The organism is Rhodopirellula sp. SH410 (assembly GCF_055811895.1).
The window spans coordinates 525,475-541,853 of record NZ_CM147949.1; the positions used below are offsets into that span (position 1 = coordinate 525,475).

Annotated in this window: 13 protein-coding genes; 6 read left to right on the forward strand and 7 right to left on the reverse strand. The window is 58.4% G+C overall.

Going from position 1 to position 16,379, the window contains the following annotated elements; genetic code table 11:
- The first annotated feature begins 261 nt into the window (after positions 1–261).
- Both SH410x_RS02165 and SH410x_RS02170 read left to right on the forward strand, forming a co-directional pair.
- The gene (locus SH410x_RS02165) at positions 262–1,623 is read left to right on the forward strand and encodes a Gfo/Idh/MocA family protein (RefSeq protein ID WP_473674194.1); all 1,362 of its coding nucleotides are present in this window, start codon (positions 262–264) and stop codon (positions 1,621–1,623) included.
- A gap of 131 nt (positions 1,624–1,754) precedes the next feature.
- Positions 1,755–3,164 (forward strand): amidase, encoded by a 1,410-nt coding sequence (locus SH410x_RS02170; RefSeq protein WP_473674195.1) that lies wholly within the window; start codon positions 1,755–1,757, stop codon positions 3,162–3,164.
- Positions 3,165–3,269: 105 nt separating this feature from the next.
- Here the strand turns inward: SH410x_RS02170 and SH410x_RS02175 are convergent, their stop codons facing one another.
- Positions 3,270–5,120 (reverse strand): hypothetical protein, encoded by a 1,851-nt coding sequence (locus SH410x_RS02175; protein ID WP_473674197.1) that lies wholly within the window; start codon positions 5,118–5,120, stop codon positions 3,270–3,272.
- A gap of 464 nt (positions 5,121–5,584) precedes the next feature.
- Positions 5,585–6,619: an oxygen-dependent tRNA uridine(34) hydroxylase TrhO gene (trhO, locus tag SH410x_RS02180; protein ID WP_473674199.1), complete on the reverse strand. Its 1,035-nt coding sequence runs from the start codon at positions 6,617–6,619 to the stop codon at positions 5,585–5,587.
- 210 nt (positions 6,620–6,829) lie between these two features.
- On the opposite strand from trhO, the gene SH410x_RS02185 reads away from it, so the two are divergent.
- Positions 6,830–7,564 carry an ankyrin repeat domain-containing protein gene (locus SH410x_RS02185; protein WP_473674200.1) on the forward strand — a complete coding sequence of 245 codons (735 nt, stop codon included), beginning with the start codon at positions 6,830–6,832 and terminating at the stop codon, positions 7,562–7,564.
- A gap of 174 nt (positions 7,565–7,738) precedes the next feature.
- Here the strand turns inward: SH410x_RS02185 and SH410x_RS02190 are convergent, their stop codons facing one another.
- Positions 7,739–8,527 carry a glycosyltransferase family 2 protein gene (locus tag SH410x_RS02190; RefSeq protein WP_473674202.1) on the reverse strand — a complete coding sequence of 263 codons (789 nt, stop codon included), beginning with the start codon at positions 8,525–8,527 and terminating at the stop codon, positions 7,739–7,741.
- Between the two features lie 296 nt (positions 8,528–8,823).
- Here SH410x_RS02190 and SH410x_RS02195 point away from each other — a divergent pair, with 296 nt between their 5' ends.
- Positions 8,824–9,246, forward strand: a complete 423-nt coding sequence (locus SH410x_RS02195; protein ID WP_473674204.1) for a thioredoxin family protein — start codon at positions 8,824–8,826, stop codon at positions 9,244–9,246.
- A gap of 98 nt (positions 9,247–9,344) precedes the next feature.
- On the opposite strand, the gene SH410x_RS02200 is transcribed toward SH410x_RS02195, so the two are convergent.
- Positions 9,345–9,923 carry an RNA polymerase sigma factor gene (locus SH410x_RS02200; protein WP_473674206.1) on the reverse strand — a complete coding sequence of 193 codons (579 nt, stop codon included), beginning with the start codon at positions 9,921–9,923 and terminating at the stop codon, positions 9,345–9,347.
- Between the two features lie 294 nt (positions 9,924–10,217).
- On the opposite strand from SH410x_RS02200, the gene SH410x_RS02205 reads away from it, so the two are divergent.
- The gene (locus SH410x_RS02205; RefSeq protein WP_473674208.1) at positions 10,218–11,243 is read left to right on the forward strand and encodes a sensor domain-containing diguanylate cyclase; all 1,026 of its coding nucleotides are present in this window, start codon (positions 10,218–10,220) and stop codon (positions 11,241–11,243) included.
- Between the two features lie 139 nt (positions 11,244–11,382).
- On the forward strand, positions 11,383–13,716 hold the full coding sequence (locus SH410x_RS02210) for a sulfatase-like hydrolase/transferase (RefSeq protein WP_473674210.1): 2,334 nt from the start codon (positions 11,383–11,385) through the stop codon (positions 13,714–13,716).
- A gap of 91 nt (positions 13,717–13,807) precedes the next feature.
- Here SH410x_RS02210 and SH410x_RS02215 read toward each other — a convergent pair whose 3' ends face one another.
- Genes SH410x_RS02215 through SH410x_RS02225 form a run of 3 tightly spaced genes read right to left on the reverse strand, consistent with a single transcriptional unit; the run spans position 13,808 to position 16,257 of the window.
- The gene (locus tag SH410x_RS02215; protein WP_473674211.1) at positions 13,808–14,206 is read right to left on the reverse strand and encodes a hypothetical protein; all 399 of its coding nucleotides are present in this window, start codon (positions 14,204–14,206) and stop codon (positions 13,808–13,810) included.
- A gap of 3 nt (positions 14,207–14,209) precedes the next feature.
- Positions 14,210–15,436: a glycosyltransferase family 4 protein gene (locus SH410x_RS02220; protein WP_473674213.1), complete on the reverse strand. Its 1,227-nt coding sequence runs from the start codon at positions 15,434–15,436 to the stop codon at positions 14,210–14,212.
- 2 nt (positions 15,437–15,438) lie between these two features.
- On the reverse strand, positions 15,439–16,257 hold the full coding sequence (locus SH410x_RS02225) for a FliA/WhiG family RNA polymerase sigma factor (protein ID WP_473677227.1): 819 nt from the start codon (positions 16,255–16,257) through the stop codon (positions 15,439–15,441).
- Positions 16,258–16,379 lie beyond the last annotated feature (122 nt).

A 16,379-nucleotide genomic window follows, 5' to 3' on the forward strand; every position in this document is an offset into this window, starting at 1 on the left:
TACCGGCCGTATGCGTTGGATGAGGGGCGCGATCGACGAAGGCCAGGGGATGGCCGGTGGGAACCGGCCCTACGTGATACCCCTCACCCAAATGAATCGTCCTGTTTTCAGGATTATGTAGTATGTAGGGCCGGTTCCACCGGCCGTATGCGTTGGATGAGCGGCTCGAACGACGACCCCCAGGGGATGGCCGGTGGGAACCGGCCCTACCTGCTAAACTATTGGCAATGAATTCTTCCTTTTTTTTCCATGGATTTTTAAATGAGTGCTAATCGACGCGATTTCCTCCGTACCACTGCCGCTGCTGGCTCCGCTCTTTCGCTCGCGGGGGCTGCCTCCGCCGCCGAGCAAGCCGATGCCTCCGATTCAAAAAAACGACGCCTTGCTGCGATTGGTGTGGGAGGCAGTCGGGGACGCTACAACCGTGGAGGGAGTATCGCTCGGGGCGCCGCAAAATTTGCCAACATGATCGCGGTCTGCGACGTCGATGACAAACATACCGCCGAATTTAACGAAGACTTCGGCGGGAAGCTCAAGATGTACCGCGATTATCGGGAGATGCTCGAAACTGAAAAACCCGAAGTCGTCACGATCGGTACACCGGATCACTGGCACGTGCCCATTGCAATCGCCGCCCTCCGCAGTGGTGCGCATGTGTACTGCGAAAAACCGTTGACGCTGACGATCGACGAGGGCAAGCAGATTCGCAAAGTGGTCGAAGAGACCGGCAAGGTGTTCCAGGTTGGAACGCAGCAGCGGAGCGATATGTCTCGCTTTCTGACTGCGGTCGCGATGGTGCAAACCGGGTATCTTGGCGAAAACGTCAACGCCTACGTGGCGATCGGTGGCGCTCCCGATGGTGGTCCGTTTGAAAACACCGCTGCTCCCGAAGACATCGATTGGAACATGTGGGTGGGGCCAGCACCCGAGGTCAAGTATTGTGACGAACGCCGCCGGTTCTTCCGCTGGTTCTTTGAGTACTCCGGCGGGAAGATGACGGATTGGGGTGCCCACCACATCGATATCGCGCAGTGGGCACTCGCACCCGGTGAAACGGGGCCGGTCCATATCGTAGGCAAGGGCACGTTCCCGCAACGGGTGCCCGCTGACTTCAATTGGAACTCGTTCCTCAACGGAGAAGCTTCGTTGCCTAACGGCTATAACACGGCGACAAAGTTTCACATTGACTTGAAGTATGGAAACGGATCGACGCTCAGTGTCAACGATCACTACAAACGGGAAAATGACAATGTCGACTTTCCCAACGGCATCTTGTTTGAGGGCAGCAAGGGACGGATCTTCGTCAATCGAGGCAAGCTCGAAGGCAGTCCCGTCGACGCGCTCACCGACGAGGATCGCAAGAAGATCGACGAGCAAATCATCAAGCTGTGCAAAGGCAAGAAGCCGGGCAACCACATGGCAAACTTCTTTGAGTGTATTGAGGATGGTGGGGTGCCGATCTCCGACGTCTGGTCGCACCATCGCACCATGACGACCTGTCACTTGTGCAATATTTCATTGATGTTGGGCCGCGAACTGAAATGGGATCCCAAGGCTGAGGAGTTCATTGGCGATGACCAAGCCAATCAACTGCTCAGTCGCAAATCACGCGACGTGACCTGAGCGACCGCTGGGGTGACGCGGACCGTCTGGTTTGCGGAGGTTGCACGATAGGAGATCTGATCTATCTTGGTCTGGTTCCTGGCGTCCGAAGCTCCGCACACTGAGAGAAGTGATCCAACACTCATCTGCCCATGAAACCGCCTACCGCTTCCGCATTCACCGATGATGCGTTGGCCCGCCACGACGGGGTGGCGATCGCGCGTTTGATTCGTGATGGGCAGGTGAGTGCCAGCGAGGTGATCGGTGCGGCGATCGCGCGAGCGAACCTGGTTGATCCTTCCCTGGGAGCGATTGTCGCCAACTGTTTTGACACGGCTGGGCGTCGGGCCGGCCAGCCCGTCAGCGGGGCGTTTGCTGGCGTCCCGACCGTGATCAAGGATATGACGGACGTCGCGGGAATACCGACGAGATACGGTACGGCGGCGTTTGATCATTCGCCCTCCGTCAAACGCACTCACCCGACGGCCCAGCAACTGTTCGACATGGGCATGATTTGTTTGGGCAAGAGTGCGATGCCGGAATTTGGGTTCACCGCGTCGACGGAGTTTCCCGACCGGCCGCCTGCGCGAAACCCATGGAACCTCGAGCACACGCCTGGCGGCTCATCCGGCGGTTCGGCTGCCCTGGTCGCTGCGGGCGTGGTTCCGATTGCCCACGGCAGCGATGGGGGCGGTTCGATTCGCATCCCTGCCTCGTGTTGCGGGCTGGTGGGGCTGAAGCCCACACGCGGTCGGCTGCCGGCGTCACAGGGCCGCGAGCCCTTCGTGGGGATCGTGACCGACGGCGTGCTCACACGCAGCGTTCGCGATACCTCGCTGTTCATGGCCGAAGCCGAGCGACTCACCCCACGCCCCGGATTCACGCCGATCGGTCATGTTGAGCGGCCACTCGAGCGACCGCTGAGAATTGCTGCGGTGTCCGGTAAATTACTCGATGGTCCTGTCGACGCGATCGTCAAACACGAATTTGAATCAACCCTCAATCTGCTCGAATCGATCGGCCATCAGGTCTTGCCAATCGAACTGCCGGACACAGAGCAGTTTGCCGAGGACTTCCAGAATCTTTGGTGCCTGTTGGCATGGATGACAGTGTCGACGGCCAAGCGACGGATTGATTCGAGTTTCGATCGCCGTCGAATGTCCGATTTCGTGAAAGCATTGGCGAGCCAGGTACCGCGGCGACTTCGTCAATTGCCGGGGGCTCTGATTCGGCTCCGGAGGTCGTCGCGTCGGTGTGCCCGTTTGTATGCTCAGTACGACGTTTTGGTCAGTCCCACGGTAGGCCAACGACCGCCGCAGATCGGCCATCTCGCAATGGACCTCCCGATGGACGAGCTTATGCAACGGATGCGGCAGTGGGCGTGTTTCACCCCCATCGCGAATGCCACCGGGGCACCTGCGATCAGTCTCCCGCTCGGGTTTGACAGGGAAGCGAACCTGCCCATTGGGATCATGTTCAGCGCTAACCTGCAGCAAGAACGGTTGCTGTTGGAGCTCGCGCTGCAATTGGAGGCAGCGCAGCCGTTCAGGCAGTTGGTGTGAGTCGGATGGTACCCTTGTCCCGTCCGAGGCCGTCGTCATGACGTCACTTCCGTATTCACCCAACGCGCCGGTGTTTAATCGACGATCTCCAGCACTGCGAGCAGGTTACCGGCCTGTCGCGTACCAGCCACTGTCTTGGGACTGTTGCCGTACTTTCGATTGCCATGCGTTAGCTTGAGGCTGTTTCACCGGGGCTGGTGCAGTGGTGCGGCGACGTGTTGTCTCGCCGGGCACGCTCGCTGGCATGCGGTCGCTCGTTCCCTGGATCGAGGCTTCCCGAACCGGGACGCTGAGGCGTTGCGGTTGATGGGAGTGACTCGATGTTTGAGGAGTGCCGCGATAGTAGGATGCCGACGGGGGAGGCAGCGCCGGCAGTAAGTCCGGAGCCGTCAATTTTTTAGTCGAATCAAACGGATTGAGGTAGTCGTCTGGTGCGGGAATTGGGCGGACTCGCGGCGCCGAATCGGACGATTCATACACCAAACGATTACTGCCTTGAGGATTGGGCACTCCTGTCGTCAGCCCTTGCAAATCCCGTTCATCGCGTTCGATTTCGGCGCGGGTACGCTGAGACGAATCATCGGTTGATGAGCGCGTATTGTCGGGGGGATTGAGTTGATATTGCGAATCGGTCGATGGTTGCTTCGATTCGGAGCTACCACTGCTTCGATTGCTACCATACGGATCGCTTGTGTTCTCCGGTGCAGCATACGGCGACGCTTTGTCAGCAGATTCCTTTTGAGTTGCGGTGCGGCCGGCCTCATAGCCCTGCCGGTAGGCGTCGTCGACGGAGGCTGAGTTGTCTTGCGGATCTGGATACGCGGGTTTCGCGGAATTCAAGCTCGGTGCCGCAAGCGGTTGGAGGTCCGGCTGCACTTCTCGCTGGTAGGCGGGCGCGTTGTCCGAGGAACTGCCCGTTAGCGGGCTGAGGTTGCCATACGCTCCACTCGCATCGGAATCGGGATAGCTCAATCGACCGGAGAAATTCGAAGTCGTTGGCGGCGGCGGCAGCGTGGGGGGGGCGAGCGGCTGCAAGTCACCGTTGCTGGTGGCGCCACCCATCGAATTTTCGTAGCCGTTGGGCAGCGATGTGCTCGGGATGGGGGAGGTGCCGTAGTATGTACCCGCCGCTGGATCGTATGGGGATGTCGCGTTGCACGGGGCGATACCTGAGTTGGGAGTCATCTCATACGATGTGCCAGGGGGCGGCGTTTGAGCGTATGATTGGGCCGGCGCAAAGGTGGCATAAGGTGTCCGCTGTACCTGCTCAACCGTGGATGCACAGGATTGCTGGACCGTGACCGTCGTGCCCGTCACCGGATCGACGGTTGTCGCCGGGCGGTAATACGTGATCGGCGCCGCGTAGTAGGAGGTGCGGTATCCGGTCCCAAGCAGGGAATTGAAAAACCGCGACAATCCACCTTGTTGAGGTGCAGCGTACGTCGGCGTCACGGGCAACTGTACCGTTGATCCATAGTTGGCTTGATAGGTCGTCGCGGGGGTCGTGATGACGCTGGGCGACGCGGTCGCGTAATTATTGGGGTAGAAGTTCCCGGCTCCATAGGGGCCGCCACCTGCAGGCACCACGCCGCGATATCCCGTTGTGATGGGCTGGTCCGAATACACCGATGGATTATTAAGCGGTACCGCAGCATAAGCGGGCATCTGAACCGAACTGGGTTGCGCGTAGATGCTCGTGCCCGCCATCGGTAACACGGTCGTACTCGGCGCAGTCGTCACCAAGGGTGTGTAGCCCGAGGTATACGGCGTGTACCCTGCTGCATAGGGCGTGGTCGGGCATGTGGTTGGAACCCCCGGCGTGACCTGCACCGCGGGGGCGACCGCGTAGGCAGGTTGTCGACCGTACAACCAGTCCGTCAAGCAACAGGCCGATGCTGATGGCGCTGATGTCGCGCAGACCAACAAGGCAAGGAGTGTGCGACGAGCAGGTGTCATTTGTGATAAGTGGGCAGGCATGGGCCATTCCAACGGTTAGCGTTCAAAGCAAAAATCAGTCGTGTCAAATACGGGCGCAGCGTCACCAAATTCGCCGATATGGGAGAGGTTCCGATCCAAGTGAACGTCGCAAGCTCGACTTGGTCAATAGTTCTTGAGCTAATATTTTCATCCTGAGGAGAGTTGTCAGTAACAACACTCCGATCAAAACGACTGTGTGGAATATTCCGTCGCGCCGAGCAAATGGATAGACAGCTAGCCGCGCCGACTACTCATGATAATCGGGGATTGGGTTTGCTGGGCGACCCGCCGTATAAGTCTCTGAAAAGTTTGCCTGATCGGCAGAGTCGGTGGGTGGATAGGGCCGGCCAGCGATTCTGCTGCTGAGCCAAGAAGTTTCTGGCGGGCGCTGTCGCTGCTTCCATCTATCGACGGGATGCCGATAACGCCGCTTGACGGGGGGATCAGGAACTCGCTTTTTGGTCGGTCGTGTGCTCGGCGGCGTGCTGCCGATCGAGTTGTTGCTGGCGTTCGCGGCGTCGGCGACGTTGCTCTTCGGTGATGCTCGCGGCGCAGCGTGGGCAGGCCACGCCATGTTCATACCGAGCATCGTCTTTCATCTCAGGTGTCACCGGCCACCCACATCCGTGACACAGCGAGTGCTGGCCCGTTTGCAGTTGGTGGTCCACCGACACGCGGCTGTCGAAGACAAAGCATTCGCCCTGCCAGCGAGATTGTTCCGGCGACACCTTTTCCAGGTAATTGAGGATGCCGCCTCGCAAATGATAGACTTCCGAGAAACCGCATTCCTTTAGGTAGGCCGTCGACTTCTCGCAGCGAATCCCGCCGGTACAAAACATCGCGACCTTGGGATGCCGTTCAGGGTCGAGGTTCTCGGCAACGTATTGGGGAAACTCGCGAAACGAATCGGTGTTCGGATTCACCGCTCCAGCAAACGTCCCAATTTCGATTTCGTAGTCGTTGCGGGTATCGATCAAAATCACGTCGGGGTCGTCCACGAGCGAATTCCAATCCTCGGGGTCGACATAGGTTCCGACGCTGTGGAGCGGGTCGATGCCGTCGACACCCATCGTCACGATCTCCTTTTTCAATCGCACGCGGGAGCGTCGAAACGGAATTCGCGCGCACGTCGACCACTTTACATCCGTCGCCGCGAACGGCAGGTGAGCGTCGTGTTCAAGGTTTCGCAGCCAATCCACAAACGCCCGCAATGCTGGCGGTTCGCCAGCGATCGTGCCATTGATGCCCTCGTGGGCGAGCAAGAGCGTGCCGAAAATGCTGCCTTGCTGCATCCGATCGAGCAATGCGGCTTGCAGCGACGGGTGATCGGCCAGCGGTGTGAAACGATAGAGCGCCGCCACCAGCACTGGGGCAACCTCGGTCGAATCGGTTGGGAAATCTTCGGCGCGGTCGGTCACGGCAATCGAACAGCAAGTGTGATGAGAAGTGGTTGGTTCGAACAATTCGCCATGAATCATTGACGACCTATTTTAGCGTCCTCTCGCTTTGCAGTCCAGATTGCTGAGGAATCCTCTCAAGCATGTTCGTGCGTCAGCGGTGCCGATGCGGGGGGAGACGCCCGCCAACCGGTGCGCGGGTGTCTGAACGGCACACGATTCACGAAAGGTATGCCGTCAGGCAGCACGTGGGGTAACGCAGCGACTGGAATTCCATGTTATTATGTGTCGATGAATACTATTCTTCTTCAGAAAACGGCCGCTGCATTGTCTCGTGGGCTGCCCTGTGTCGTGCTCCTGGTGCTGGTTGGTTGCGGACAAACGCCCGATTCTCCAGCGGATTCTACGGGCACCCAACGCAGCGAAACATCGCAACCGGCAACCGAGGATGAGGCGACATCTCAGCCGGAGTCGGTGCCCCCGAAGCCGCCCGTCGCCGAGAAAACGGCTGAGAAGAAAGAGTCGGCCACACCACCGTCACCTGCCACGACACCGGTCGACGTCCCCCGATTCATGGAAGATGCCCTCGAGGGGGACACCACCGCGGTCGAGCAAGCCATTGACGCCGGAGTCGACGTCAATGCGATCGACGAAGAAAAACGCACCGCCCTGATGCTCGCGGGGTTCAATGGGCATACCGAGACCGTGAAACGATTGCTCGAACACGGGGCGAAGCTCGACAACCGTGATTCAATGGGGCGAACGGCTCTCATGTTCGCGGCGACGGGCGATAATGCCGACACCTGCAAAGCGTTGCTTGACGCGGGCGCCGATGTCAACGCGACCGACACGGGTGAAGGTTTTACAGCGCTCATGCACGCCGCCGCCGAGGGCCAGCTCGAAGTGGTCAATTTGTTACTCGAGCACAAGGCCGACCGTAGTCGCCGCGACATTGACGGCGATACCGCCAAGAGTTTTGCCGAGCAAAATGGTCATGCCGAGGTCGTTAAGGCACTCGCCAAATAACGTGGCATCGGCTTCCTGCCTGTGGGCATCCGGAACACAGGCCGGTTGCCTAAGCGATCGCGTGAGCAGCCAGTGACGTTGCTTGGGAAACCACGGCGCCATCCCTCCAGTACCCGTGGATCTGATTAAAGTAACCACGAAATACGCGAAGCACAGCGGACTTCTAAATTCGTGTCATTCGTGTGTTTCGTGGTTCAAATGAACCGCCTCGATCGCCGCTTCCAATACCTCGTTGTAGTACTTCAACCGAATTTCGGCTTGGTCGAGCGAGCCGCCGAAGGATCGCTCGAGGTCGAGATAGATCAGCGGCACAGGTAGCTCGATCACGCGCAGCTTTGCGGCAGCGGCTTGCACCCACAGTTCGAGTGGCATCGCGTAGCCATTGTCGGTGATCGTCATCGCACGCAGAGCTTCGGCGCGGTATGCCTTGAACCCACAGAAAGCGTCGGTGAGCTCGAACCCCAGTCGCTCATTGATTTCGGCGGTGATTCGCCGATTGATGCCCATCCGTTCGACAGGCGGTTCATCGTCGCCCTCAAACTTCTCCAAGTAGCGGCTGCCCGAAACGATATCTGCCGATGCTGCCGCCGCGATGAAACCAGGGATGCGGTGCGGTTGGTGCTGGCCGTCACAGTCGAGGGTCACAATCCCCGCGTAGCCATGCTCGAGCGTGTAGGAAAACGCACTTTGCAATCCTGCACCATAGCCGCGGTTCTGCGGATGATGGATCACGTCGATGCGATCGGGCAGGTCCGCCTGGCGAGCATCGAGCTTGGCCGCCGTCCCGTCCGTGCTGCCATCGTCAACGACCAGGATTCGGTCGCTGTACCGTAAAACTTGATCGAGCACGTCATCGACGTACGCGACTTCGTTGTAAACCGGCAGCGCCGTCAGCCACTGGGGCGAACCCTCGTCTGAACGATCCGGTTTCGAAACGATTTTACGGCGAACAGAATCAGGCATGGAGGACGATCAGTGCTAGGAAAAAAACAATACGGTTGAGTCATGGACGCTCGGCTCAGCGAGCCGAACGCGTCTGAGTATTTGCGATCAGCTGGGGGAGCTGAACGGCGCTCATTATCTGGGAAAATGTTCGTCGGGCACCACGCCCCGTCACCGCAACGAGTTCCAATACCACGAGGTACCTGAAATTCGGCGGGGCTGACCGTTCGATGCCCATTTTGATGGTGTATGATTCGTCGATCCGACCTGCGTGCGCGCACCCGCCCCAATTTTGAGTTTGCTTTGGACGGTTTAAAATGAATATTCAACAGTCATGTTCCAACCCCTTTCTGTTAGCCGCAGGTCTGTTGAGTCTACTCGCGTTGGGCAGTATCGGCTGCGAGCCGCCCCAATCACGCGAAGGCATTGCCACGCCGATCCCAACTAAATTTGACACAAACATCGATAGTAACAAACTGGTAATCGTTAAATTCGGAGCGACTTGGTGCCCGCCTTGCCGCGACGTGGAGCGTGAACTCGACGAAATGTCGGGACAGCTGCCCGCCAACGTCGAGGTACTCAAAATCGACGTTGATGAGAATCCTGAACTCGCTGAGCGATACGGGATTTTTAGCATTCCAAAATTGATGCTCGTTCGTGACGGCAAGATTCTCGACGAGCACGTCGGTTACATGAGCGGCAGCCAAATCCAGAAATGGATTAGCGAGTACCACCGATGAATTTCAGGGGCGTGGATCTTTCACAGGATCCACAGCCACCGACTCAACGGGGCCCCTCGTTTTGCCTGGTGCCCCCAACGCGAAGCCGCGACGGAATTCTAAGTTTTCCCGTTCATCTTTTGACGGGCACGGTGCAGCAGCGGGCCAATCGAGTTCTCATTGACACCGACCGCTTGGCTGATCTCTTGATACGACTTGCCTTCGAGGTGATACATTCTCACCACATGGGCTTCGCGAGAATCTAGCCGCGTCAGCAGATGCTCGACCTCTTCAGCATTGTCGATCCGCTGGATCTCGGTGGGCGCGGCACTGGCGGCCTGCTTCATCGCCGCAGCCTGTTCCTGCGCCCGCGGCCCATCGACGATGGTATCACGCTGTGTCTGTTGCAGTCGCCGGACGATGACCCGGCGAGCGATGACGGTGAGATAGGTGGCCAGAGAGCATTGGCGGCGGAATCGACGTAGAACCGCAAAATCGTGCCGGATCAATACCAAGAATACTTCGCTGACGTAGTCGTCTCGCGTGGAGTCGTCGATCGAGATTCCGCGACCGGCCGTCGTGCGGTGTACCACATGGACAACCAATCCCACGAAGCGATCGACGAAATTCTCCCACGCCCGCGGTTCACGGTCTAAGCAACGCTGGAGCAGGAGTCGATCGACGTCGGAAAGGCTCACGTGGGGGACTCGCGAGGAAGGGAACGAGAGGGGCGGTCATGGAATTTGCATCCAGTTCGGATGCGATTTTAACCGTTTTGACCAAGTTTGGCCCCGCCGCTAACAATGCATGGTAAGTCGAACTGGTTCGCAGGGCAAGTTTTGGTTTGTGGTAACGGGCATTTCTTAGCCAGGTCCATGATCCGGTTGTGTCGATTGCGGAAGAAATCGTGGCTTGTCATCAAACGGGCCCGCTGCGTGACCTAGGATTGCAGCAACCTTTTCAGTCCCCGACGCCCCGCGTACTGTCATTTTATGAACGACCAAATCGCTGACATCCTGTCGCCTGTCCCGACCGTGGTTTTCTCGGTACAGCCTCCGGCCGGGATCGGTAGCAGTGCTTCAGTGATCTCCCGTCACTTCTTCGAGGCCCTGGGCGACAGCCTGCACGATGGTGTCGTTTTCCTGGACGACTCCGGCCGAATTCTTTATTGGAACGACGCGATGGCTCAGTTGAGCCAGGTCGCTGCGGCAGACTGTGTGGGGACGCGGTGGGATTCTGTTCAACTTCACTTTGCGAGTGCCGAGCCAGGTGAGACGACCGAGTGCCTCGTCACCGCTTGCCTCGACCGACAAGTTGCATTTGCGAGAACCATGAAGCTCATCGCCAGCGATCCATACGCCTTCGACGAGAGGCCCGCGAATGAGGAGTCGGCTCGGACCGTCGCCATTCAGGCTGGGCGAGATGTGCTCCTGCACGCGACTCCGCTCGGTATGGAGCACGGTGGCGGCGCCGTGGTGATCGTCCGCGATTTGTCCGATCGGGTAGAAATGCAGAGCCAAATCCTATCGCTGCACAAGAAAGCGATGAGTGATCCCCTGACGGGCGTTGCCAATCGAGCGGAGTTCGATCAATGCCTGTTGCGATGCACGACCGAAGCCCGCCAGCAGGGACCCACGTTCAGCCTGATCATGTGCGACATCGATCATTTCAAACGGATCAACGATATTCACGGCCATCCCGCTGGCGACGAGGCCCTGATTCAGTTCGCCGACGTGCTGCGGCGTCAAACCCGCAGCTCTGACCTCGTGGTCCGCTATGGCGGCGAAGAGTTTGTCGTCCTGGCGATCAGCAGCGACAAGGCCACTGCCACGCGGCGGGCCAACGAAATTCGTCAAACCGTCGCCGCCACACCGCTCAAGGGGCTCGGGGGGCAATCCATCACCGTCAGCATCGGTGTTGCTGAATATCAAAGCGGCGATACGCCCCAATCCATCGTCGCGCGAGCTGATCGTGCCCTGCTGGACGCGAAAGGAAACGGCCGCAACCGGGTCGAGTAAGCGGTGAGCGGGGACCACGCTGCGTCGATCAATCGCCCGCTGGGACCTCCGACTCAACCCATTCGCAACGCCTACCGCAAATCGGATTTCGGTTATGATGGGCAGTCCCCACCTAACTCCCCTATCCCCAGAGGCTACCTTGAAATTTGCCACATCGATCGTCGCGGTTTGCACGCTTTTCTTAGCACCGGCGCATGGTGACGAAGTCGACGCGAAGGTGCCTGCCACGGCAACGCAAAATACCGCAGCACAAAATGCCACGAGCAGTGATGCGCAAGCGGAATCGTCGCCATCGAATGCGACACCGCCCAATATCGTGTTTTTCTTTGCCGACGATCAAACCACCACCACGCTGGGCTGCTACGGCAATGACGTCATCCAAACACCCAACATAGATGCCTTGGCCGCCGACGGCGTTCGCTTTCGCAACGCATTCGTGAGCCAATCGATCTGCTGGGTGAGCCGCACCACGATCCTGTCGGGGCTGACCGGTCGTACCTATGGCACGCCCGCTAACCCCGAATTGGCCCGTCCCGAGGCGGTCGCAGAGCTGTATTCCGACATCCTTCGCGAGCATGGCTATCGAACGGGTTACTTTGGGAAATGGCATGCCAAGATGCCACAGGGGTACAGACAGCAGGATCACTTTGACGAGTTCGAAGCGATTGGGCGCAATCCGTATTACAAAAAGCAAGCAGACGGAACTCTTCGTCATGAAACGGATCTGGTCGTCGACCGCGGCATCGAGTTCCTCCGCGAGCAGCCCAAAGGCAAACCTTTCGCCCTGAATATGTGGTTCAATGCCTGTCACGCAGAAGACGGCGACCGGCGGCCTGGCATCGGGCACTTTCCATGGCCTGAATCAGCCAACGGGATGTATGAAGGCATCGAGATTGCCCAGCCGCCCTTGAACGCCGCAGCTGTCTTTGACGCGCTGCCCGATTTTCTGAAAACAACGATCAATCGAGAGCGGTTCTTCTGGCGATGGAATACCGACGAAAAGTATCAAACCAATATGCGATCCTACTACCGTATGGTCAGCGGCATTGACAATGCGATCGGGCGATTTCTCAAGGTTCTTCGAGAGCAAGGATTGGCCGAGAATACCATCATCGTCTACTCCGCCGACAACGGTTACTACATGGCCAACCGGGGTTTGGCCGGCAAGTGGTCGCACTTTGAGGAATCACTTCGCGTCCCCTTGATCATCATGGATCCCCGGGCCGCGGCCACCGAGCGTGGTACCACGACAGACGCCATCGGATTGAATCTCGATCTACCGGCAACGTTTTTGGATTGGGCGGGGGCTGAAATCCCGGAGCGGTATCAAGGCCATAGCCTGGCGCCGATTGTCGCAGGGGACCAGCCGCAGGACTGGCGGACCGAAACGTTCCACGAACACTTTGCCGTTCGTAACCGGATCCCTGCCTTTGAAGGACTGCGCAACGATCGGTTTAAATATGTCGTCTATTTCGACGATGACAACTACGAGTTCCTCCATGACCTGAAGAACGATCCCGACGAACTCGTGAACCTCGCCGGTGACCCCAACCACGCCGATACGCTGGCCGCGATGCGTGGGCGATTGGCAGAGCGAGTCAAGGAACTCGGTGGCCCTCTGGATAAACTGAACACACGGTTCAGCAAATCAACCGTGCCACATCCGGTCGCCGCAGCCAATGTCGGTGCCCGTGTTGACAAAGATGGTTTTGTATCCGTGTTCGATGGCAAAACGCTGCGGCATTGGTCAGGCGATCCTAAATACTGGTCCGTTCAAGACGGGGCGTTGACGGGCGTGACAGATGGTTCGCTGAAGATGAATCAGTTCATCACCTGGGAAGATTCAACGATTCGGAACTTTGACCTGCGTGTGAAGGTCAAAGTCAGCGCTGGCGGGAATAGCGGGATTCAGTATCGCGGTCTCTCCCGCCCCGATCTCGGGCTCGATGTGGTCACGGGCTACCAATGCGATGTTGTCTCCAATAACCCGAACTACAACGGCATGCTGTACGAAGAAAAAGGCCGTCGCATCCTGTCACATGCCGGTGAAAAAGTCATCGTCGATGCGAAGGGGCGCGCCTGGGTGGTCGGCAGCACATGGGGTACCGATTCGGGATCTGTTGCGAGCATGCCATCGGACTTGAAGCACTTCGATACCGATCAGTGGCACGACTACCGGGTGCTCGCCCGAGGGAATCATTATCAGCATTGGATCGACGGGCACCTGACGACCGATGTGATTGACTTCGATGCCAAGGGACGTGCCCTCGAAGGTGTTTTGGCGGTCCAGGTTCACGTTGGGCCGGCAATGAAGATTCAATACAAGGACTTTAAGATCAAGCATCTTGCAGACGACCTCCCGCTCGCGGCAAAGGATGACATTCCCATTTCAGACGCGGCTCATTTAGTCCGCCCGCAAGGCAAGCTCCCACCGGGCTGGACACCACCGACCTACGGTGAGCGAGACCAATAGTTATCGGTGAATTCGCGATCACCCGTCGGTGTGCCGCCGACGCGGTGATCGGGGGACCGATCGCACCTCGTCGGCGAGTTCGATGAGGTGCTCAAGTACCGGCGGGTTGTTCCACGGCCGATTTTAACGCGCGGTAGGCTTCGATGCTTTCGATCACCTCCGCGGGCCCGCCTGCGGCGTCGACGTGTTGCAGGATCAGAAGTAGATTATCTGCGTTACTCGCTGCGGAAATGGCAGCGGCGAGGTTTTCGAGCTTGTGCTCACTTGGCATCAGCGATCCTTGCTTCGCTGCGGGGGCCTTTGTCTTTTTCGGACGCGCTGCCGCTGTGGTGTCTTTCACTTGATTGCTGGCCGGGCGTTTGGTGGTCACCGCGTCGTCAGGTTTTTCCTTGACCGTGTCTTTCTTGGCTGTCTCGGCCGCATCCGCCGGCGTCGCTTGCGCAGATTCGGTGGGCTTGTTCGATGGTTTCGTGTTGGCAGGTTTGGCCATGATTTAGCTCGATGATGATTGGTTGTGAGCGAGAATTTGACAGTACAGTTGTCGGATGCTTCGCGTCATCGTCTGATGGCGGAATTGGTCCGTGAATCGCGACCGCCCTGCACTGCCCTGCTGCAGTCGTTGATCAGGGTGGGCGATCAGGTGGATCATCCGATTGGCTAGGTAGGATTCGTCCCCGGGCGGCACGAGGTAACCGGTCTCGTCATCGATGACCACTTCGCGGGCTCCGTCGATGTCGTAGCTGATCACGGGTTTGCCGGCGATCAAGGCTTGCGGGAGGGCGCGGGCGAGTCCTTCGCGGTACGAGGTGTGAACGAGTAGATCCATCGCACCGATCATTGCTGGGACTTCACTCGGTGGGACAAGTCCCGTGAAGATAAAGTGATCGTCCAGTCTCAGTTCCGCGATTTGTGCTTGCAGGTCATCCCGCAGCACGCCGTCGCCGACCAGAAGGAAACGCACCTGAGGGCATGCGTCCACGACGGTGCGCGCCGCACGGATTAAGTCCTCATGGCCTTTGAGGTGAAATAGGCGGGCGATTTTGCCGACCACGACGTGTTCCTCAGTGATCCCGTATCGCTGGCGAATTCGCTCGCGATGGCCGTTGGCAGCGAGGAACGGTTCGACGTTCATGCCGCTGCTGATCGTCGTGAATTTCTCGCGTGGGGCGACACCTGCTGCGACCATCAGGTCAGTCATCGCATCGGCGACGCTGATCATGTGGTGGCAGCGTCCGGCGGCCCATCGTTCGCATGCGATGAAGAACTGCTTGGCAGACGTGGATTGATATGCGTGAAACGGCGCGCCATGGACGGTGTGAATCACTGCGGGGCGACGGTCCGATGCCGTTTTGAACTGTTTCCAGGCGACATGCCGTCCCAGCAACCCTGCCTTGGCACTATGCGTGTGGACGACATCGGGATCGAACTCGCCCAGCACACGGGCGAGTTCGCGAGCAGCCTGCCAGTCTCGCGTCGGATGAATGGACCGACGCATGGAATCCACGATCTGGACGGGCACGCGTGGCGAGGCACCCGGTCCTGGTCCGCCCTGGGCCGCTGGCTGCGTGCGACCGAGCAGGTCACCTTCGGGGCCGGTTTCAGGACCGCAGATGAGCAAGACCTCATCGCCGTGATTGGCAATCAGGTCTTGGCAATTCAACAGCGTATTCTCTTGCGCTCCACCGATGATCATCCGTGTGATCACATGGGCGATCCGCATGCTCAGGCGCCGAATTCGAGTCGCCGGACGCCGAGTTGCTGCTGCAGACGCGTCACGATCGAGGTGTGCATTTGGCTGACACGCGACTCTGAGAGATCGAGCGTGGCTCCGATCTCTTTCATCGTCAACTCTTCGTAGTAGTAGAGGATGATGATCAAGCGTTCGTTGCGATTGAGTCCCTTGGTGACCAGTCGCATGAGGTCGGTCTTCTGCACCCGACGAGTAGGGTCTTCGCCCTTCTTGTCTTCCAGAATGTCGATTTCGCTAACGTCTTTGTAGCTGTCGGTCTCGTACCACTTCTTATTCAGCGAAACGACGCCCACCGCATTGGCTTCGGTTTGCATCTTCTCGATTTCGGGAATGGCGAGTTCCATATGTTCCGCAATTTCAGCCACGGTGGGGGCGCGTCCGAGCCGTGTTTCGAGTTGCTTCGTCGCAGCTCCGAGCTTGCTCGCTTTACTGCGAACGAGTCGTGGTACCCAGTCCATCGTGCGAAGTTCATCGAGCATGGCGCCGCGAATTCGTGGCACGCAGTACGTTTCGAACTTTACGCCACGGTCGCGATCGTAGGCATCGATCGCGTCCATCAGGCCGAAGATGCCCGCACTGATCAAGTCGTCGAGCTCGACGCCATCAGGAAGTCGCTGCCATATTCGCTCACCATTGTATCGCACCAATGGCATAAACCGTTCGACGAGTCGGTTACGCAAACCCTCGTAGTTGGGATGGTCTTTGGTGATGGCTTTGAATGAATCCCAAACTTGGGCGATTTCTTCGTCGACGGGGGCAGCGGCGGGCATCGAATCCTCCATGATGATCACTGATCGCCAGTGCATCTCGTTGTCCGTGAGAACAATAAGACACGCCTGACGATGGAATGTTTCTACGTTAGTTTTAGTTCGAAGTGGGCGGAGACGAGGCCTGGCATCCATGCCTCGGTCAC

Excerpts from the sequence above, each read along its gene's own strand:
- SH410x_RS02165 (WP_473674194.1), top strand. The coding sequence starts at position 262 with ATGAGTGCTAATCGACGCGATTTCCTCCGTACCACTGCCGCTGCTGGC.
- SH410x_RS02170 (WP_473674195.1), top strand. The coding sequence starts at position 1,755 with ATGAAACCGCCTACCGCTTCCGCATTCACCGATGATGCGTTGGCCCGC.
- SH410x_RS02175 (WP_473674197.1), bottom strand. The coding sequence starts at position 5,120 with ATGACACCTGCTCGTCGCACACTCCTTGCCTTGTTGGTCTGCGCGACA.
- trhO (WP_473674199.1), bottom strand. The coding sequence starts at position 6,619 with ATGATTCATGGCGAATTGTTCGAACCAACCACTTCTCATCACACTTGC.
- SH410x_RS02185 (WP_473674200.1), top strand. The coding sequence starts at position 6,830 with ATGAATACTATTCTTCTTCAGAAAACGGCCGCTGCATTGTCTCGTGGG.
- SH410x_RS02190 (WP_473674202.1), bottom strand. The coding sequence starts at position 8,527 with ATGCCTGATTCTGTTCGCCGTAAAATCGTTTCGAAACCGGATCGTTCA.
- SH410x_RS02195 (WP_473674204.1), top strand. The coding sequence starts at position 8,824 with ATGAATATTCAACAGTCATGTTCCAACCCCTTTCTGTTAGCCGCAGGT.
- SH410x_RS02205 (WP_473674208.1), top strand. The coding sequence starts at position 10,218 with ATGAACGACCAAATCGCTGACATCCTGTCGCCTGTCCCGACCGTGGTT.
- SH410x_RS02215 (WP_473674211.1), bottom strand. The coding sequence starts at position 14,206 with ATGGCCAAACCTGCCAACACGAAACCATCGAACAAGCCCACCGAATCT.
- SH410x_RS02220 (WP_473674213.1), bottom strand. The coding sequence starts at position 15,436 with ATGCGGATCGCCCATGTGATCACACGGATGATCATCGGTGGAGCGCAA.